The organism is Mesorhizobium sp. M6A.T.Ce.TU.002.03.1.1, assembly GCF_003997275.1.
GTDB lineage: Bacteria > Pseudomonadota > Alphaproteobacteria > Rhizobiales > Rhizobiaceae > Mesorhizobium > Mesorhizobium mediterraneum.
Genome location: NZ_RZTI01000009.1, coordinates 22,925 through 39,737, shown reverse-complemented (window position 1 = coordinate 39,737; position 16,813 = coordinate 22,925). Strand labels below are relative to the sequence as shown.

The 16,813-nt window shown below is 60.0% G+C and carries 22 protein-coding genes; 11 read left to right on the top strand and 11 right to left on the bottom strand.

Annotated features, from left to right (window positions below; genetic code table 11):
- Positions 1-79 precede the first annotated feature (79 nt).
- Positions 80-736 (top strand): TerC family protein, encoded by a 657-nt coding sequence (locus EOC93_RS04815; protein WP_127204008.1) that lies wholly within the window; start codon positions 80-82, stop codon positions 734-736.
- A gap of 91 nt (positions 737-827) precedes the next feature.
- Here the strand turns inward: EOC93_RS04815 and EOC93_RS04810 are convergent, their stop codons facing one another.
- Together EOC93_RS04810 and EOC93_RS04805 are read right to left on the bottom strand one after the other, a co-directional pair.
- Positions 828-1,958, bottom strand: a complete 1,131-nt coding sequence (locus EOC93_RS04810; RefSeq protein ID WP_127204007.1) for a site-2 protease family protein — start codon at positions 1,956-1,958, stop codon at positions 828-830.
- A 97-nt stretch (positions 1,959-2,055) separates the two neighbouring features.
- Positions 2,056-2,493: a CBS domain-containing protein gene (locus EOC93_RS04805; protein ID WP_126103076.1), complete on the bottom strand. Its 438-nt coding sequence runs from the start codon at positions 2,491-2,493 to the stop codon at positions 2,056-2,058.
- 335 nt (positions 2,494-2,828) lie between these two features.
- On the opposite strand from EOC93_RS04805, the gene EOC93_RS04800 reads away from it, so the two are divergent.
- Positions 2,829-3,239 carry a DUF427 domain-containing protein gene (locus EOC93_RS04800; RefSeq protein WP_126103075.1) on the top strand — a complete coding sequence of 137 codons (411 nt, stop codon included), beginning with the start codon at positions 2,829-2,831 and terminating at the stop codon, positions 3,237-3,239.
- Between the two features lie 54 nt (positions 3,240-3,293).
- Here EOC93_RS04800 and EOC93_RS04795 read toward each other — a convergent pair whose 3' ends face one another.
- Positions 3,294-3,710 carry an HD domain-containing protein gene (locus EOC93_RS04795; RefSeq protein WP_126103074.1) on the bottom strand — a complete coding sequence of 139 codons (417 nt, stop codon included), beginning with the start codon at positions 3,708-3,710 and terminating at the stop codon, positions 3,294-3,296.
- A 276-nt stretch (positions 3,711-3,986) separates the two neighbouring features.
- Positions 3,987-4,223 carry a hypothetical protein gene (locus EOC93_RS04790; RefSeq protein WP_127204006.1) on the bottom strand — a complete coding sequence of 79 codons (237 nt, stop codon included), beginning with the start codon at positions 4,221-4,223 and terminating at the stop codon, positions 3,987-3,989.
- Between the two features lie 249 nt (positions 4,224-4,472).
- Between EOC93_RS04790 and EOC93_RS34390 the strand changes: the two genes are divergently transcribed.
- On the top strand, positions 4,473-4,814 hold the full coding sequence (locus tag EOC93_RS34390; protein WP_206072970.1) for a hypothetical protein: 342 nt from the start codon (positions 4,473-4,475) through the stop codon (positions 4,812-4,814).
- Between the two features lie 60 nt (positions 4,815-4,874).
- Here the strand turns inward: EOC93_RS34390 and EOC93_RS04780 are convergent, their stop codons facing one another.
- The gene (locus EOC93_RS04780; RefSeq protein ID WP_245329922.1) at positions 4,875-6,281 is read right to left on the bottom strand and encodes a PAS domain S-box protein; all 1,407 of its coding nucleotides are present in this window, start codon (positions 6,279-6,281) and stop codon (positions 4,875-4,877) included.
- 172 nt (positions 6,282-6,453) lie between these two features.
- Positions 6,454-6,618 (bottom strand): DUF3309 family protein, encoded by a 165-nt coding sequence (locus EOC93_RS04775; protein WP_095486346.1) that lies wholly within the window; start codon positions 6,616-6,618, stop codon positions 6,454-6,456.
- Positions 6,619-7,034: 416 nt separating this feature from the next.
- Here EOC93_RS04775 and EOC93_RS04770 point away from each other — a divergent pair, with 416 nt between their 5' ends.
- Positions 7,035-7,496, top strand: coding sequence for a DUF2267 domain-containing protein (locus tag EOC93_RS04770; RefSeq protein ID WP_095486592.1), 462 nt, complete (start codon positions 7,035-7,037; stop codon positions 7,494-7,496).
- A 102-nt stretch (positions 7,497-7,598) separates the two neighbouring features.
- Here the strand turns inward: EOC93_RS04770 and EOC93_RS04765 are convergent, their stop codons facing one another.
- Both EOC93_RS04765 and EOC93_RS34595 read right to left on the bottom strand, forming a co-directional pair.
- The gene (locus tag EOC93_RS04765; RefSeq protein WP_095486347.1) at positions 7,599-7,820 is read right to left on the bottom strand and encodes a hypothetical protein; all 222 of its coding nucleotides are present in this window, start codon (positions 7,818-7,820) and stop codon (positions 7,599-7,601) included.
- A gap of 9 nt (positions 7,821-7,829) precedes the next feature.
- On the bottom strand, positions 7,830-8,012 hold the full coding sequence (locus tag EOC93_RS34595; protein WP_095486348.1) for a hypothetical protein: 183 nt from the start codon (positions 8,010-8,012) through the stop codon (positions 7,830-7,832).
- A gap of 166 nt (positions 8,013-8,178) precedes the next feature.
- Here EOC93_RS34595 and EOC93_RS04755 point away from each other — a divergent pair, with 166 nt between their 5' ends.
- Genes EOC93_RS04755 through EOC93_RS04745 form a run of 3 tightly spaced genes read left to right on the top strand, consistent with a single transcriptional unit; the run spans position 8,179 to position 9,405 of the window.
- On the top strand, positions 8,179-8,610 hold the full coding sequence (locus tag EOC93_RS04755) for a hypothetical protein (protein ID WP_127204005.1): 432 nt from the start codon (positions 8,179-8,181) through the stop codon (positions 8,608-8,610).
- Between the two features lie 28 nt (positions 8,611-8,638).
- Positions 8,639-8,944: a hypothetical protein gene (locus EOC93_RS04750; RefSeq protein ID WP_127204004.1), complete on the top strand. Its 306-nt coding sequence runs from the start codon at positions 8,639-8,641 to the stop codon at positions 8,942-8,944.
- Positions 8,941-9,405 carry a YbhB/YbcL family Raf kinase inhibitor-like protein gene (locus tag EOC93_RS04745; RefSeq protein WP_245461363.1) on the top strand — a complete coding sequence of 155 codons (465 nt, stop codon included), beginning with the start codon at positions 8,941-8,943 and terminating at the stop codon, positions 9,403-9,405. Before EOC93_RS04750 ends, EOC93_RS04745 begins: the two co-directional genes overlap by 4 nt.
- Before the next feature lie 106 nt (positions 9,406-9,511).
- On the opposite strand, the gene EOC93_RS04740 is transcribed toward EOC93_RS04745, so the two are convergent.
- Positions 9,512-10,438 (bottom strand): NADP-dependent oxidoreductase, encoded by a 927-nt coding sequence (locus EOC93_RS04740; RefSeq protein WP_245461362.1) that lies wholly within the window; start codon positions 10,436-10,438, stop codon positions 9,512-9,514.
- Positions 10,439-10,796: 358 nt separating this feature from the next.
- On the opposite strand from EOC93_RS04740, the gene EOC93_RS04735 reads away from it, so the two are divergent.
- The 3 genes from EOC93_RS04735 (at position 10,797) to EOC93_RS04725 (ending at position 13,071) form a co-directional block, all read left to right on the top strand.
- Positions 10,797-11,003 (top strand): sugar phosphorylase, encoded by a 207-nt coding sequence (locus EOC93_RS04735; RefSeq protein ID WP_095486351.1) that lies wholly within the window; start codon positions 10,797-10,799, stop codon positions 11,001-11,003.
- 63 nt (positions 11,004-11,066) lie between these two features.
- Positions 11,067-12,473 (top strand): Do family serine endopeptidase, encoded by a 1,407-nt coding sequence (locus tag EOC93_RS04730; protein ID WP_127204003.1) that lies wholly within the window; start codon positions 11,067-11,069, stop codon positions 12,471-12,473.
- A 160-nt stretch (positions 12,474-12,633) separates the two neighbouring features.
- On the top strand, positions 12,634-13,071 hold the full coding sequence (locus EOC93_RS04725; protein ID WP_095486353.1) for a DUF2267 domain-containing protein: 438 nt from the start codon (positions 12,634-12,636) through the stop codon (positions 13,069-13,071).
- Positions 13,072-13,117: 46 nt separating this feature from the next.
- Here the strand turns inward: EOC93_RS04725 and EOC93_RS04720 are convergent, their stop codons facing one another.
- Positions 13,118-14,608 carry an FAD-dependent oxidoreductase gene (locus EOC93_RS04720; RefSeq protein ID WP_126103067.1) on the bottom strand — a complete coding sequence of 497 codons (1,491 nt, stop codon included), beginning with the start codon at positions 14,606-14,608 and terminating at the stop codon, positions 13,118-13,120.
- An 83-nt stretch (positions 14,609-14,691) separates the two neighbouring features.
- Positions 14,692-15,603 carry a hypothetical protein gene (locus EOC93_RS04715; protein WP_095486354.1) on the bottom strand — a complete coding sequence of 304 codons (912 nt, stop codon included), beginning with the start codon at positions 15,601-15,603 and terminating at the stop codon, positions 14,692-14,694.
- A 214-nt stretch (positions 15,604-15,817) separates the two neighbouring features.
- Between EOC93_RS04715 and EOC93_RS04710 the strand changes: the two genes are divergently transcribed.
- Positions 15,818-16,699, top strand: coding sequence for a hypothetical protein (locus tag EOC93_RS04710; protein WP_127204002.1), 882 nt, complete (start codon positions 15,818-15,820; stop codon positions 16,697-16,699).
- Positions 16,700-16,813: the final 114 nt, after the last annotated feature.

Genomic DNA, 16,813 nt, shown 5'->3' with positions numbered 1-16,813 from the left:
TCATCATACGCGGTGTCCGCGTTGCTCTACGGTTATGCTCGCAAGCCTCGTCACCCCTAGCTGAACGCAAGGGTGCCGTATGACAGAATTTTTCAGTCCTGAAGCAATGACCGCTCTCTTGCAGGTCATCATGATCGACCTGGTGCTGGCCGGCGACAATGCCATCGTTATCGGCCTTGCCGCGGCCGGGCTACCCAAAGAGCAGCGCAGAAACGCCATCGTCATTGGTATCGTCGCAGCGGCCGTTCTGCGCATCGGCTTTGCGGCCGCCACAACCCAGCTCCTGCAGATCGTCGGCTTGCTGTTTGCCGGCGGGATATTGCTGTTGTGGGTCTGCTGGAAGATGTGGCGCGAACTCCGGCAAAACCATGCGCAGGAAACACAGGCGATCGAAGCGCTTTCGGAAAGTGATGTCGACTACGACGGCATCGTAGCTGGCAAAGCTTCTCGCAAGACGCTGGCGCAGGCAACCTGGCAGATCATCATTGCCGACGTCTCTATGTCGCTCGACAATGTTCTGGCGGTAGCGGGTGCTGCGCGCGAACATCCGAACGTACTGATCTTCGGCCTTGTCCTCTCCGTCGCGCTGATGGGCATTGCAGCAAATTTCATTGCCAATCTGCTTCAGAAGCATCGCTGGATTGCCTATGTCGGCCTTGTCGTCATCCTCTACGTAGCTGGCGACATGATCTACCGCGGTACGCTCGAGCTTCTGCCTCACGTCGCGGACTCTTAAGACGCAAAAGGTGGGCCGGCCGGAACAACGTTGTTCCGGCCGATTTGGAGCGCACTCGCTCGATCCGGCGGTAGAAAGAATTCCCTCGTACTCAGATTCGCGTAAGTCGCGGCTTGCCCCCACGCAAACGGCCAAATCGGAAGGCATCTGAAACGGCTGAGCGGACCATAAGCATCTCGCCTATGGTCTCGTGTGTCATCAGCCCGACCAGTCGATCGGAATTATCCACGACGGCAACGGCAGGCACATCTGCCTGCTGCATGAGACGCAGGCTTTCCTCGAGGCTTTTGCGGTAATGTATTTTCGGGATATCGCTGCGCATTGCGCTCGCAACCGGTGCAGCGGGTCCTTTTTCCTTCAATGTTCGGATCATGTCGTTGCGTGTCACCAATCCCTCAAGATGGCCGGCGGAGTCGATGACAGGGAAGTCATGCTGCGTGGTAGCAAGCAGCATCTCGACTGCCTCGTCGAGCGTCGCCGACCGTTCCAGCCGGGCGAACTCGGTGATCATCACGTCCCCGACAAGGACGCTTGTGGCTACCTCCCGGATCTGTGCGTTCTGGGCTTCCGCTGCCGCGGCGAGATAGACGAAGATGCCGATGAAGATCAGCAGAGGGTTGTAGAACAGCCCAAGGAAACCGAAGACGAAGGCCAATCCTTGCCCGATCGTGGCGGCGATCTGGGTCGCGCGCGACCAGGAGAGGCGGGCGGCGAGGGCGGCGCGCAGGATACGGCCGCCATCCATCGGGAAGGCCGGGATCATGTTGAAAAGGACCAAGAAGACATTGACCCCTGCAAGCCTGGCGAGAAAATTCGTGCGCGGGTCCTCGATCCCGGCCATCTGTTCGACACCCGCCGACCCGCCGAGCAAGGCGAAGATCAGCGCGGCGATCGCGACATTGACCAGCGGCCCCGCGACCGCGATCACGAACTCCTGCCCCGGCTCGTCGGGCATGCGTTCCAGCCTGGCCACGCCGCCGATCGGGAAAAGCGTGATGTCCGGCGTGCTGATGCCGAAATATCGTGCGGCAGCGATGTGGCCAAACTCATGCAGGACCACGCAGGCAAAGACGGCAATGATGAACGCAACACCTTCCCAGGCCGCCGGCGTGCCGCCGATCCGATAGTGCGTCAACCAAATCCAGACGAGCAGAAGCAGGAAGGTAAAGTGAACGCGCACGGTGGTGCCTGCGATCGTCCCGAGGTTCAGCGACCAACCCAAATCTATCCACTCCGAGAGGCCCCACCTTCACCATAGGCTTTGGCAGGGCGCTTGCAATCGTTCGAGAATATCAGGCGCCGACGTGTCGCGGCGTCGGTCAGTGAGTGGTTTGCGAGTGCTCGCCGCCCGGCTTCGAGATGCCGCTTAAAGCCTCTCCCGCTTCTGCCGCTTCGCCATTCGTCGCGAGATCGCCAAGAGAGATGATCCCGACGAGCCTCTTGTCGCGGTTCAGAACCGGAAGCCGACGCACCTGCAGGTCGCCCATATTCTCAAGCACATGCTCGACGTCTTCGTCATCGAAGCAATATTTGACCTCCGGGCTCATGACATCACGCACCTTGGCGTCAGGTCCCTTGCCCAACGCTACGCCGCGGATCGCGATATCACGATCGGTGATCATCCCGACCAGCCGGTCGTGGTCGCCCACAGGCATCACGCCGGCGTCGAGCCTTTCCATAGTCTGCGCTACTTCGCGAATGGACTGTTCGGGGTTCGCGACCTGGACATTCCTCGTCATGCAGTTGCCGACTTTCATGGCAATCTCCCTTCTACTTGCGAAGCCCTGCCGCCGGTTTTGGTGTCGACCTAGGAAACGAACTCTTCGGCAGTAACGTTCCCTCGAATCTGAACGGCCCGCAGCAGGTCTCTCACCTGCAGCCGGAAGGGCTGGGAAAGCCCACATCGCCGGGATCTTGCGGTATGTCTTTGACGCGAAGTCGAACCACCCACGGTCGTGCGCTCCAATGCGCGCCCATCGCCGTAGCTGCCGCCGCAGCGACAAACGCCAATGACTGGCCAAACTGGAACCCTGATGGACAATACGACGTTTCAGGGAGACAGCGCAGCCAACGCAGCCAACGGAGAAGTCGAATGCAGCCCTTAGCCGCAAATTCCGCCCGCCACCCCAGCGCGCTTACTATTACCCCGTTCAATGGGACGGTGACGGTCAGGTTCTCCGACGCGATTATTGCCTCAACCGAGCGGGCAAAAGTGCTTCACGAAGAAGGACATGATCCTGTCTTCTATATCCCTTTCGAGGACATCTATTTCGACCTTCTGGAGAAGACGAACACCACAACGCGCAGTCCGTTGAAGGGCACGGCGAGCTACTGGCGGGTTCAAGCGGTCGGCGGATCGGCTGATGACTTCATGTGGGCTTATGAGACGCCCGACACCCCGGCATTGGCCATCGCCCGCCATGGCGCCTTCGATCCCGATAAGGCGCGGATCGATGCCGACCCTGCCGAGGATAAGCGGCATACGCCTCACATCCCCGAGTAGAGCGGCGCTTGAATTTCCAATCGGTCAGTCACACCGCAGGCGCCAATCTTTCCGTCATTCGGAGAATTCTTGATCGAGGATCCCCAGGCCGTCTTCATACTTCGATGTCGAGGCGCCAATCTGCCGTGCCTGCCATAAATTGTCGACGAGATCCGCGCGCTTCACCCGCAGTGCCAAAGGGTTGGCTGCGGCTCTGCGCACGAAAGCAAGCTCGTCCTCGTCCGGCCTGCGTGTCATGGCATCGACAGCCGATACGATGGAGGTTCCGAAACCGGCCGCCTCGAGCCGATCGCGGTCCCAACTGTCGCTTTTCTCAAGGACGTCGTGAAGATAGGCAACGGCCTTCTGGTCGAGCGTTTCGACGGCGTCAACGACCCGGCGACAATGTTCGATATAGGGCCGGCCGGTCTTGTCTGTCTGCCCGGCATGAGCCTGTTCGGCGATTTTTGCCGCGCGGTAAAGCACGCTCACTGCTTCGATCCTTGCTGGATATGTGATGATGCAAACCGACCTTGCTGCGATGCACGACGTGGTTCAAAACGAGCGTGTTGCACCGTAGCCGTGTCACCGAACGCGCGACGATTGCCTGAGGTTCCAGAGCGCGGGAGGGCTCCGGCACACTGCCGAAGGATTCCAGCTTCGCGTTACCGAAACTGCCGTGTAGCTTGCCGTCGCCGATCTTTGGGAAACACCGGGATAGTTGCTGGACTTGAGCGGCAGGCGCAGATGTGCGGTGTTTGAGGGCAGTTAGTCGCCGGACGGCCCATCGACAATCCCGGAATTGGGCAGAATTCCAAAATCCTGTGACTTGGCACCCTGTGCTGCCGTCAGAAACCCGTCTGCATGGAGACCGCGCCGCAGCAACTCTCTCACGGCCGCCGACCGGCTTGGCATGCGCCTTTCGAAGCGCCAGTTTTCCAACGCAGCCAATTCGTCAGCAGTTAGCATGATCTGCAGTCGTTCGGGTCGTTCGAGTTCGGCCACTTTTGCCTCCAGCCGCTCAAAGTTAGTATTTACCTAAGAATTAGGAAAAGCCTCGCCGAACGTCAAGATCGGTTTATGGGCCGTCGGCGTGAAAGGCTTGCAGTTACTGTGAGAAGTCGATTGTGCAGCCTGCGTTCTATGCTAACTTATTGAATTCACGAATTATTTTATGGATTTCGCTTGTTATTGGAGCCGATGTGGCAGATGCTAATCTCAAGGGACAAACCGCTCCTGAAAGGAGGGTTCTCCATGAGAGACGGTTATTCGGCTCGTTTGTGTCACGATGTTAACCGCCAAGTTTGGGCAGCCGCCCGGTGCAAGGGGATCGTCAATGTCACCGCGGTGGCTGAGGCCGCGCGGCTGCGAAACCTCGCAGAAAACGTCGCGCTTGAAGACATCGAATGCCTGGTGCTGCAAGCGGCCCAGTTCTACGGGGCAGCCATGGAATTCGACAGCCTGAGCGTCTTTGAATTAGATAACGTCCATCGGCTTTCAGTTAATCGCGATGCTTTGCCCGAGAGGGGCAACCTCGATGTTCTGGAGGGCAGAACTGTTTCGCTCCATCATCGCGAGCCGGATCGAATGCAATAGGTCCGGCCGAGCGTCAGCACAGTCGAGTCGGAGGGGAAGGGTTTAGCTTCACGGGCGCTTTCAAACGGCCGCGTTATCCGCCACTGACGCCTGGACGAAGTGCAGCGGTGCCTCGAGTGTCCAGGTGACGCCTTGCTCATGGAACTCCAGCCGGCCGCTGCCGCTGAAAGCCTGCGGCGCCACCCGCTCAAGGACGACGGATCCGAAACCGCGACCCCTGACAGCGTCCAGGATCGGCCCGCCCAACTCACGCCAGACTAGTCGAAAGGTTTCGGCACCGTCGCCGGCAGGGATCAGATTCCAATCGATTTCGACACGTCCGTCGCTGCAGGACAGCGCTCCATGTTTTGCCGAATTGGTGGCGAGTTCGTGAAAGGCGATGCCGAGATACTGCACTGCGTTCGGCTGCAGCATCACCAGTGGCCCGGCCGTCGACACGCGAGGCTGCGCTGCGAAGGCCTTGAGCTGTGCCTGGATGAGCTCGCCGACCGTCGCGCCGCGCCACTCGGCATTGACCAGGAGATCATGGGATTCAGAAAGTGCCGTGATGCGCTCCCGAACCTGCCCGAGAAAAGCCTCAGGTGTGCTCGTCAGCTTGCTGGTCTCGCGGATCATCGAGATGATGACCGAGAACTGGTTCTTCACCCGATGGTTGACCTCGCGCATGAGCAGACGGATGCGCCGTTCGTTCTCCTTGTGGGAGCTGATGTCGCGCGCGATCTTGGAGGCGCCGACGACCCGCCCGATGGCGTCGCGGATCGGCGAGACGGTGAGCGAGACCGAAACCAGCGTGCCGTCCTTGCGCAGGCGCATCGTCTCATAGGAGGGGACGCGTTCGCCGACGCGGATCCGGCTGATGATTGAGACTTCCTCGTCGAGACGGTCGGGTGGAATGAGGATCGTCACCGGCCGGCCGATCGCCTCGGCAGATTTGTAGCCGAACAAGCGTTCTGCAGCATCGTTCCAACTGGTGATGATGCCGTTCATGTCCTTCGAGACGATGGCGTCCATTGACGATTCGACGATGGCGGCAAGACGCATGCGGGCTTCATCGCCCAGCGTCTGCGTGCGCAGGTCGAGCAGCGTGTTGATGGCACCGACAACGTTGCCCGCTTCGTCGCGAAGCAGGCGTGGGTGAGCCTTGAACGGGACGAATTCACCGTCCGGCCGCTCCGCAATCGCTTGGTCCCATGAGACGTCCCGTCCTTCGCGCAGCGCCACGGCCATCGGACACTCGCCATGTGCCATATCCCGACCGTCTAGATGACGAAGTTTCCACGAGCCGCACCATAGGTCCCGGCCGATAACCGGACGATGGCCCCAGAGCTCAGCTGCGGCTTCGTTGAAGAAGGTGATGCGTCCCTGCTCGTCGACGGTATAGACGGCAACGGGCAGTGCCTGCAGCAGATCGGCAGAGGGAACGCCCGGAACTCCGAGGCCGACATCGGCTTGTTGAACGAAGTTCACGTACGGCGCCATTCCAGTGGATTTCTGCAGAAGGCTATAATGCGCTTGAGCAATTTCGGTTCCCCGTCGTGACAATCCCCCCTTTGCCCCGCCGGCTGCGGCGACATTCCTGGACGAGGTGCCAGGCCGACACAGGATCACCAGTGAAGTTATCGGCTAAATCGTGCGGGCCCTAAATGCGTCCGAGAAGGACCAGGATAATCACGATCAACAGCACGAGACCGAGGCCGCCTCCGCCATAGTAGCCAGTGCCATAAAACGGTCCACCACCCAGACCGCTGAACCCGCCCAGCAAGGCAAGGATCAAAATGATGATGAGTATGGTTCCGAGGCTCATGGTGGTTCTCCCATTCTTGCGCCGGCGCGCCACTCACAGGGGCACGTCCATGCGCCTGTTGATGAAGCATGAACTCCCAGAAGGGCTTCCTGTTCCACCGGAAGTAGCATTTGCTATGGCTTGTCTAGCGGCAAAGCCGGTAGGCCCACGAGAAAGCCCGCCGGCCGGGAGCCAGCGGGCAACAGGCTTTTTCAGCCCCGGACCGCCTGGAGGGACGGGCGATCTAAAGTAAGAATGCATAACGTGGGCCGAAGTTGCGACGGTAAGCCAAAAAAGCCCACAGCCACTGCCGAGACAGTGTCCGCATCTTGCAACGAGACAGTAGTCGCGGAATTTGAAGACCTGAGGGAACTCATGCGGATGTAATCCGTTCACGAATAACTGTGCGCGGCGGACGTGACCGGGAGGACGGTATAGTGAGCGCGACAGGCCTCGACGTCTTCGACAAGACGCTTCAGACAACCAACGTCTGGCTCAATGACTTGATGGAAGAGCTCGGCCCAGACAGGCAGCTCTGCTGGAAGGTGTTGTCGACAGTCCTGCAGATGCTGCGTGACCGGCTGCCTTTGGGGCTAGCGGCGCATCTCGGCGCAGAACTGCCAGTTTTGGTGCGTGGCGCCTATTATGATCAGTTCGAGCCGGCAAGGCAGCCGAGCGATTGGGACTGGGACGAGTTTGTCATCGAAGTCACCGATCGTTTGTCCGATTCACGGCTCATGGATGCCGATGATGCGGTGCGTTCTGTCTTTGCCACGTTATCGCGGCATGTCTCGCGTGGTCAGGTCGCCAAGGTCCAAGCCACTTTACCGGAAAAGCTGCGCACCATGTGGCGCTTGGCCGAAGAACGGGTCGTCCCCCCGGACCAAAGCGCTGCCTAGACCACCGCGCCGTCAGGCGGTGCTCACAATCAGACGGCCTATTCGCGCCCCGCATTTTCAGCAAAGAATGCGAGGCGCGACGCCGCAGGCTTCAGCGACCATTCACCTTCCTTCTCGCGCCGGTCGGGTGCCGCCGCCCTTCTTTTCAGGATCATGAGTATGGTGGCTGTCGCGTTCACCTCCGCCGCCTGAGATCTTGCTGCGACTGCGCAGATCGGAATCGGCTGGCGGCTTTTCTATCACCAGCGGCTCCTTGGCATTCTCGTGCGATGCGCCAGGACCGCCGTGGCGGATGCTGGCGCGGGTCTTCTTCGACGTGGACATGAAAATCACCTAACGGTCCTGCTGGTAGCCTTGGTGGGTCGTATTGACCCTCGTGTTGCCCTGCTGGCCCTGTTTGTCGGGATTTGGGGCGGAATGGCTGTGCTGCGTTTGGTCGACAGGAACCGACTTCTTATCGCCCGGACCCTTAGGGCTCTGGTTCTCTGCCGGAACGGGTGGTGGTTTTGTGCTCATGACGGTCTCCTTTCACCAGCCAAAACAAGCAGGCCCCTGAGAAGGTTCCGGATATGAGCCGTGAGGGGGTGAACTCCTCAGATTGCCAATTCCCGGCCTTGTCGGCGCGTCGCAGCGCAATAATTTTTTGTTAGGGCGTGGGTGCACCTATCAAAAGGAGCCGACCATGAGACACCAAACACTCGACCAACTGCAGACAATTGCAAAAGTTGAGCCCTCGGCGACATACCCTGTCATGACTCGGACGCAGCGGATCGAGCGTTGGGCAGATCTTCTCGAACAAAATCCACGGCGCTGCCTCGGAGCGCTTTCAGGCACCGAATATCTCAGTCCTGAAGCCCGTGCTGTAGCGCGTGGCGCGGGATCGCCGATCACCGTTGCCTATGAGGATCCGGTGCTGCGCGCCATGGGTCTGAAAGATGACACCTACGGTGAGGCAAAGCGCTTCTTCGAGCTAAGTGACTGGCAGTTGCACAACATCGTCTGTCACTGCCACGTTGGTGCCACGATGCAAGCGCGATGGGCTGCCGCCAGAGTCCGCCGGACAATTGTCGGGAACAGACTTCTGGCTTGGCTGAGGACGAAGTTTGTGCATTGAGGCCCGCGCAGGACGGTGACGAAAAGTCTTGCTCGTTCTCGTTAGCGATTGGCCGCCAACTGCCGGCGGCATCGCCGGCAACGCCATGGATGGTGGAGCCAACGCACTGCTTCAAAGCAGCCGGGTGAAGACCTCATGCTCGCCCGGGCGCGGTTCTTTTTTCGGCGAGCACATTGAGGAGCAATCGGGGCGCCAATTTCAAGTGAGCACGGCCCGCGCCGATACGATCCATAGCCGGTTGTGGTTGTTGGGGTCGTCTGATGGAGAGAAGGCCGCGACGGGCGCGCCCGAAGCGTCTATTTCGACGAGTTTAGCCGAGCAAGGAGGAGAATGATGGCGTTCACTTTGACCAGTCCCGCCTTTCAGAACGGCCAGCCTATTCCAGATCGTCACGCCCGGCGCGGCGACAATCTCTCCCCGTTTCTGGAATGGAGCGATCCGCCGCCGGGCACTCGGAGCTACGTGCTCGTCATGGAAGATACGGATGCACCGTCACAGGCGTCCCGGCATTGGGTCGTCTACGACATCGGCGGCGACCGGCGTCATTTGGCCGAAGGGCGCAGTTCCAAAGCGCGAACCGAGGACCTGCCTCATGGCTTCAATGATTTCGGCAATCTTCACTATGATGGACCCGACCTGCATCCGGGTTATAAACCACACACCTACCGCTTCAGGCTCGCCGCCCTTGGCATTGCCAACCTTCCCATCGGCCCGGAACCCGACGCCCTGGTCGTGTGGCAGGCTGCCCGTGAAAACATGCTGGGTGAGGCGGAATTAATCGGCACTTACGGATGAATCAGCGCCAAGTCCTGCAGGCGGGCTGCCTGTCGGCCACGCACCGATCACCTCCCGAATGGCTTGCCAGCAGAACTGGTTCACTTTGAACTTGAGCATTCCGGGCTCAGGCGGCCACCTCAAGCACGATCTTGCCGCGCGTATGTTCCCTCTCCAGCCGTTCCTCGGCCTTGGCGATCTCCTCCAAAGGATAAGTTGCCTGCACGAACGGAGTTACCTTGCCGGCGTCGATGAGGCGGCTGATCCTCGCAAGCTGCGCCGCGTTTGGCTCAGCCAGATAGGAAACGCCACGCGCCTGATGCAGGCGTGCCTGTTCGGCCGAGGGCTCAGAAACGGTGGAAACAAGTATCCCACCGGGCTTCAGCACGTTCCAGGAGCGATCCTGTGTGTCGCCCGCGACCAGATCGAAAACCATATCGATGTCCTCGACCTCGTCCTCGAAGCGCTGGTTCTTGTAGTCGACGGCCTGGTCGGCGCCAAGCTTGCGGACGAAATCGAAATCCTCGGCAGCAACGGTCGTCGCGACAAACGCGCCCGCAGCCTTGGCAAACTGGATCGCCAGATGGCCGACACCGCCGGCGCCGCCATGGGTGAGAACCCGCTGCCCGGATTTGAGGTCGCCATGGTCGAAAAGGCCCTGCCACGCTGTAATGCCGGCAAGCGGCACGGCGGCTGCTTCCACGTGGCTTAACCGTTCCGGTTTTGCTGCCGCCTCCGTCGCCTTGACGACGACGTATTCGGCATTCCCGCCGCGGTTGGGGCCAAGCATGGCAAACATCGGATCGCCCTTCTTCAACGTATGAGCCCGCGTGCCGCACAGCTCCACCACGCCGGACACGTCGCGGCCGAGCGTAACGGGCAGATCCCCGCCCGCCGATCCTTCTCGGGTCTTGTAGTCAACAGGATTGACGCTTGCTGCGCAGACCTTGAGCGTGACCTCGTCGTCACGGGGCTGAGGCAAGGGAACCTCGTCCAGCGAAAGGACCTCTGGCCCGCCAAAAGTATGAATACGAACTGCTTTCATGGTCGCCATGGGTTTCCTCCTCGTTTCGGGGTCCAGCGCAGGTCCGGAAAAAGGACGAGCATCGGGTGAATGGGATAGCCTGCGATCCTGGCAGTCGAGCGCGGATTTTCACCAATCACTGAGGACATCACCTTCCACTCAATCCGCTTCAAATCCTTGCCCACCTAACCGGATTGCGGGCTGGAAGTTCCAATGAAGTTCCGAGGTCGGTCGTGGCATTCAAAGACCGTTCTCTCGAGTTCTACGAGAGAGCTTGCGCGGAGATCATCCTGCAACATCGCCGCAATCTCGTCTTGGAACTTTTCTGGAGGGACATGGTTGGAATGTGCGGCCGAAAGAATCCGGGCCTGTGCCAAGGAGATTCGCCATGAAGCTTCGCGAATTGATGGACCAAGTGAAGGATCTGCCACCGGATACCCTGGTCTGTACTGCCGAGATTGACGAGGCCTTTGCGGCCAACATTGCTGGCATAGAAACAGTAGAAAGCGCCCGGATCGAAAGCCGCAAGCCGGACGGCACCGAAGCTGTCGAACTCACCAATGGGAACGACAAGGTCGTCGTAATCCGCTGGTGAGCGGCTTGCGCCTGCTGGAGCGGCCATATGCTTGATCACTGAACGCTGAAGGAGTCTCAGACCATGTTTCCGGTGTTGAACAAAAGACTCTGCGCCGGCCTGATTGCCGCAATTCTGATATTCCCGGCCGGCGGCCTTGCTCCGCTCGCAGCTCAGGAAATCCCGAACGACTTCACGGCGATCGTGCTGGAGAAAATTCCGGCCGTGGTCGCCATAACGACCAAACAGATTATCCAGGGCCAGACGACGCTGGACGATTTTTTTAGTCCTTTCCGTAGTCCCGGCCTCGAGCCGGCGCAACCACAGGTGCGAGGGGCCCTTGGTTCCGGCTTTGTGATCAGTCCTGAGGGGTACATCGTCACGAACAACCATGTCGTTGCCGATGCAAACGAAATCCATGTCGTATTCTCCGACAAGCAGATTTCGCCTGCGCGGCTCGTCGGCCGGGATCCGGCGACCGACATCGCGGTGCTGAAGGTCGATCCGCGGCCCAATATGACAACGACCGCCTGGGGTGACTCCGATGCAGTACAGCCCGGCGCCTGGACGATCGCGATCGGCAGTCCGTTCGGGCTTGGTGGGACCGTTACCGTCGGCGTGCTTTCAGCCCGTTCGCGCGACATTCAGGCTGGACCCTATGACGACTTTCTCCAGACGGATGCCTCCGTCAATCAGGGCAATTCCGGCGGTCCCCTGTTCAATGCACGCGGCGAAGTGATCGGAGTCAATACAGCCATCGTCTCGCCTTCGGGCGGTAGCATAGGCATTGGTTTCGCCGTGCCATCCCGGACCGCGCAGAGGATCGTCGACCAGTTGATCCGCACCGGTCGGATCGAGCGCGGTTTCATCGGAGTGCGTCTCCAGGAGATCACGCCCTCGATTGCCGAGGCGCTTGGAATACCGGGCAGCAAGGGAGCGCTCGTCGCCTCGGTCGAGCCCGGCAGTCCGGCGGAGAAGGCAGGCATACAGGCGGGAGACGTGATAACGCGCTTTAACGGCAAGGACATCCAGAGCGTTCACGACCTGACGCTCGCGGCTGCGAGCCAAAAGCCGGGGACAAGGACGACGCTCACAAGAAACCGCGGGGGCAGCCAGCAGGAAATAGCTCTGACCATCGGTCAGCGTGACGATGAAGAGCAACCGACCGGCGCCATTCCCGGACCGGAAGCGGCGGACCAACGTCTCGGGTTGTCGCTCAGTCCCATCCCCGATGAGGCGCGCCAGCAGCTCGGACTCCCGCCGGGCACCACCGGGCTGTTCGTGCAAGAAGTGGCGCCGAACAGCCTCGCCGACCAAAACGGCCTGCGCGCGGGCGACGTGATCGTTTCGGCCAACAATCAGAACGTAAGCCAGCCGTCCGACATCGAAGCGGAGTGGACGAAATCCCGTCAACAGAACAAGCCCATCTTGTTCCGCATCAACAGGCAAGGGCAAACGCTTTTCGTTGCCGTGGCTATGGCCAAATCTTGACGGGCAAATCTTGATAGGAACGCATGGAGCGTAAGCTTGGCCGGACGGATCACACGCTTTGCGGGCGAGGGTCTTTACGCTTGGCAACGGGAACAACAGCCGACCAAGGTCGTTTCGTCCAATGAGTTGTTCGAACAGTTGGCAGAAAAAGGAGGCTTCGATGAGCGCCACTGGACTCGACGTATTCGACAAGACGCTGCAGACCACAAACATCTGGCTTGACGAGATCATGGCCGAGATCGGACCGGATCGGCAGATCGCATGGCACGTTCTTGGGGCGGTGCTCCACGCCCTGCGGGATCGCATGCAGCCGGATCTTGCTGCCCATCTCGGTTCGCAGCTGCCGATCCTCGTGCGCGGTGCCTATTATGACCAATATCAGCCCTCCAAGACGCCCGAGAAGTTGCGATCGCTCGATGAGTTTCTAGCCAAAATCAAGGCGGAGCTGGAGTTCACCCGACCGGTCGATTCCAAGGATGCATTCAAGGTCGTATCCAAGGTTCTCGCTCACCACGTGGGAGAGGGGCAGATGATCAAGGTTTGGGAATCCTTGCCAGCAGAAATCAGGCGCGTCGCGGAAGCGCAGCAAGCGGCGTGAGATGACTCGGGAATCTCGACGATCCCGGCCGTGACGCCGGGCCGTGTCAGTCGTCGCCTTTCCACAGCGCGGCCGGGGATAGCGGTTTTCGAGCCGGGCCGTGGATGACCGAACCGTCGGCAGCGAAGATCGAGCCATGGCAAGGACAGTCCCAGGTGTTGTCAGCGTTGTTCCAGGTCACGGTGCAGCCCTTGTGGGTGCATGCCGCGGAAACGGGATGGAGCACCCCTTCAGCGTCTCTCCACGCCGCGATCTTTTCGTCACTCCTGACGATCACACCGCCCATGCCCGGCGCTATGTCGTCGACGCTTGAGACAATGGATTGGCTGCGGCCATTCTTGTGAAAGTCCTCAGGATAAGACCGCGCCGGATCGTAGAGCTTTTGCCATGGGCTCGGCCGAGCGCAGATCAAATCCGCAATCATCGTGCCTGCGGCCGTTCCGTTGGTGATGCCCCAGGCGTTGAATCCCGTGGCGATATGAAAACCGGAGGCTTTGTCCGGATCGGGCTCGCCGGCATACGGAACTCTGTCGGCCGTGTCATAGTCCTCGTTGCACCAGCGCCACGCAATGTCTCCAACAGGAAGACTAATTCTTGCCCATTGCTCCAGCTCGACAAACCGTTTCGCCACGTCGCCGTCCTGGCCTGTATCGAACTTGGGGCCGAGCGTGACCAGCAGCGGGCCTTCGGCATCGCGGCCCGTGCGGATGGAGTGCGTCGGATCGTCGATGCCGATGAACATGCCGTCGACAGCAAGAGGGTCATCGACCCGAAACGCCATGGCAGTGTGGCAGCGCGGCTGGGTCCGGTTCGCCATGCCGATGGGGCTCTTCACTGTCATGTTGGTGGCGACGACCACATATTCGGCGTGAACGGTGCCGCCGTCGGTGACGACGCGCCAGCGGCTTGCCTCGCCAATCGAGATCGCGCGGCTGTTTTCGAAAATCCGTCCGCCACGGGCCGTCACCGCCTGAGCCAGGCCAACCAGATACGCCGCCGGATTGAACTGCGCCTGGTCGGAAAAACGCAAAGCGGCGGCCGTTTCGAAAGGCAGCGGCGCGCGCTCGAGAACATCGGCGTCCAGCCCAACCTGGCGCGCGGCCTCTGCCTCGGCTGCGATCTCCGCGCCCCGGCTTGTGTCGCAGGTGTAGGTATAGGCGTCCTTGGTCTCGAGATCGCAGGCGATGGCATAGTTGCGAACCCATTCCCGGATCTGGACGGCGCCGGCGGAATTCGCATCGGCATAGGCTTGCGCCATGTCCCGGCCGAATGTGTCGATGAGATGGCGATAGATCAGCGCGTGCTGCGTCGTGATCTTGGCCGTCGAGCGGCCGGTCACCTGGCCGCCTGTCCGCAAGCCTTCGACGACGATTACCGACCGACCGGCCTCGCAAAGGCGAAGCGCCGTCGTCAGCCCGACAATCCCAGCGCCCACGATAACCACCTCCGCATGGATCGAGCCATCGAGCGGGGGATAGTTTGTAGCGGTGGCGGCAGCCACCCAACAGCTTCCCGGTTTTCCCGAAAGAATGGCCATTTCACCTGCATCCTTTGCGTTTTCGATGCACTTGTCATCGACAACCCGCGCCGGCGCGAGAACGTTCCCGGGATTTACCGTCTTCAATCGGTCCTTGGCCGTCCGGAAGCTACAAACGCACCGGGAAGATGCGAGGTGCAAGCCATCACCCAGGTGATCGCCTCGCGATCGTATTCGTCGCCGGAGCGCCAGTTCTCGAAGAAAGCGTTCAGCCTCTCGACACGCTCCGGCCAGACGCCGGCGGCTTGAAGGCCCAGCGACACGCCGTAATTGGTGAAGGCGAACTTCGTATCGCGCAGCCACGGCGCGCGGCTGAAACAACCCGGCGGGTCGACCCACATCGTTTCCAACGTTGCCAGCGAACGTTTCGTCTGCGCCTCAGCCCATGGCTCGGTAGGAAAGAAGTGCGCGAGCCACAGCATCATGCCGAGGCCGAGATCCTGTTCGATGTCGAGGGTGCGCCAGTCGCGCTCCATCAGGTCACGCATCTGCGCGATCTCGGGCGCAAGTGCGTCTTCGTCGAGCATCCGGTAGGAGACGTAGCCATCATAGGCGTCCATGCTGCCGAGGCCGTAGCCGGGATAAGGTCTGCTCAAATCCTCCTGCATCTTCCAGATAACGCCGCGGCCGGGGATCACGAAGGCCGGATGAATGTCCCGCGCCAGCGCGATGCCGCGCGTGCGGTATCGCGGCTTCAGATCACCGAGACGCGCCAAGGCAAACAGCCACATCGCCAGGTAATGGAAATACTGTCCGTCGCGATCTGCCGCTTCGCCGATCCTCACTCCGCGCAGACGACCGAGCACACGCTCGACCTCCGCCACCAGTCGCTCGGCCTCACCCAGCCAACGTTCCTCGCCGAGCTCCTTGTAAAGCGAGACATAGAGTACGACCCCGAAAGCATCGGTCCAAAGGTAGCGCAGACCGTTGGGCCAGATGCCTTCGGCGCGCATCCAGTCGAGCTTTCGCAAGACATAGTCAACGTCGCGCAGCATAGCCGCGATCTAAAGCTCTAACGGATAAGTACGGGTGCTCCGGTCTTGGCATGTTCCGGCCCGAGCGAAGTCCCGCCGGGTTATATGCGCGTCGACGCTGCGATTGCGAGCATGCGGCATGTCGAGCATGTTTGCCTCCGGTTAGTCTGCGTCAGATATCGCGAAACGAACTGGTCGGCGGCGGGTTCCTTGGCCGTCGCGATAAGAACAGAAGATGGACGGCATTTCGAGTTCGCTCCGCTCTTCTCAAGAAAGCCCGTTCTGCCGGAACGGCCGTCTGACTGCGGCCATTGTCGTTACGCACCGGCTGGCAAAGCCTAAACAAGCGTTTGAGCTACCAGAACGTACCCGCATTCAGCATTCTGGCGACAAACCAATTCGCACCTTGTTCTTTCCCGTGAAATTCACGAAGCATGGATGGTCGACTGAGGGATCGATTCGGAGCTTGTCTATGCGCGGACTGCAAGCGGCCTTGGCTGCGGTGATCTTGAGCACTTCAGTCAGTTCTGGACGCGCCGATGACAACTCCCCCTTTATCTATTTTGCGACCCAAGACCCTTTCACAGACGGTCTGCCGACGAAGAATGATGTTTATGTCTTTGGTGGCGTCTTTGCGCGCGGGTCCTTCGGGGATACAATCGACCTTTTTGATGCCAACTATACAGACAACTACATAATCGGGGCCGCATATGGTCGCGATCTCGTCGATATAGGCGCTGGTTTCGTTCTTGGTGGCGTCACCGGCGCGGCCATAAGATTTGGCGAGGACGATGATACGTCTGGCGAACTTTGGGCCGGAGCGCGACTTCGCCATCAGGGCCTTGTCATTGGTGATTTGGCGATTGCGCCCGCAGTGACGGCTGGATTTAGTGCCGTTACGGGCCCCACCGAGATCGAGCGCAATCGCGAAATCCGCGACGATGGCGATGCATCATTCCTCGGCTTCGTTGGTGCGGAGCTTTCTTTCAGAGCTAGGCAAGCACCCAATGTCGAACTTGTCTACCAACTCCACCATAGATCCGGCGCCGACGGTACATTTGGAAATATGAAAGAGGGTTCTAATGCGAACACTCTTGGAATCCGGTATCGCTTCTAACGCTCGGTGCTGTTGGCCTTTTGCAGGCGCCAACGTGCCGTATTGGGCTGTCAGTGGAGACGGCGACATCTGCACGGGATATGCTGACCATGGCTCCAATATGGGATCATGTGA

What these genes read in the sequence shown, in the direction of transcription:
- EOC93_RS04740 (WP_245461362.1), bottom strand. Translation starts at nt 10,438, where the DNA reads ATGGCGACCATGAAAGCAGTTCGTATTCATACTTTTGGCGGGCCAGAG.
- EOC93_RS34595 (WP_095486348.1), bottom strand. Translation starts at nt 8,012, where the DNA reads ATGAGCACAAAACCACCACCCGTTCCGGCAGAGAACCAGAGCCCTAAG.
- EOC93_RS04745 (WP_245461363.1), top strand. Translation starts at nt 8,941, where the DNA reads ATGATGGCGTTCACTTTGACCAGTCCCGCCTTTCAGAACGGCCAGCCT.
- EOC93_RS04730 (WP_127204003.1), top strand. Translation starts at nt 11,067, where the DNA reads ATGTTTCCGGTGTTGAACAAAAGACTCTGCGCCGGCCTGATTGCCGCA.
- EOC93_RS04725 (WP_095486353.1), top strand. Translation starts at nt 12,634, where the DNA reads ATGAGCGCCACTGGACTCGACGTATTCGACAAGACGCTGCAGACCACA.
- EOC93_RS04800 (WP_126103075.1), top strand. Translation starts at nt 2,829, where the DNA reads ATGCAGCCCTTAGCCGCAAATTCCGCCCGCCACCCCAGCGCGCTTACT.
- EOC93_RS04720 (WP_126103067.1), bottom strand. Translation starts at nt 14,608, where the DNA reads ATGGCCATTCTTTCGGGAAAACCGGGAAGCTGTTGGGTGGCTGCCGCC.
- EOC93_RS04710 (WP_127204002.1), top strand. Translation starts at nt 15,818, where the DNA reads ATGGACGGCATTTCGAGTTCGCTCCGCTCTTCTCAAGAAAGCCCGTTC.
- EOC93_RS04715 (WP_095486354.1), bottom strand. Translation starts at nt 15,603, where the DNA reads ATGCTGCGCGACGTTGACTATGTCTTGCGAAAGCTCGACTGGATGCGC.
- EOC93_RS34390 (WP_206072970.1), top strand. Translation starts at nt 4,473, where the DNA reads ATGAGAGACGGTTATTCGGCTCGTTTGTGTCACGATGTTAACCGCCAA.
- EOC93_RS04735 (WP_095486351.1), top strand. Translation starts at nt 10,797, where the DNA reads ATGAAGCTTCGCGAATTGATGGACCAAGTGAAGGATCTGCCACCGGAT.
- EOC93_RS04755 (WP_127204005.1), top strand. Translation starts at nt 8,179, where the DNA reads ATGAGACACCAAACACTCGACCAACTGCAGACAATTGCAAAAGTTGAG.
- EOC93_RS04815 (WP_127204008.1), top strand. Translation starts at nt 80, where the DNA reads ATGACAGAATTTTTCAGTCCTGAAGCAATGACCGCTCTCTTGCAGGTC.
- EOC93_RS04765 (WP_095486347.1), bottom strand. Translation starts at nt 7,820, where the DNA reads ATGTCCACGTCGAAGAAGACCCGCGCCAGCATCCGCCACGGCGGTCCT.
- EOC93_RS04775 (WP_095486346.1), bottom strand. Translation starts at nt 6,618, where the DNA reads ATGAGCCTCGGAACCATACTCATCATCATTTTGATCCTTGCCTTGCTG.
- EOC93_RS04805 (WP_126103076.1), bottom strand. Translation starts at nt 2,493, where the DNA reads ATGAAAGTCGGCAACTGCATGACGAGGAATGTCCAGGTCGCGAACCCC.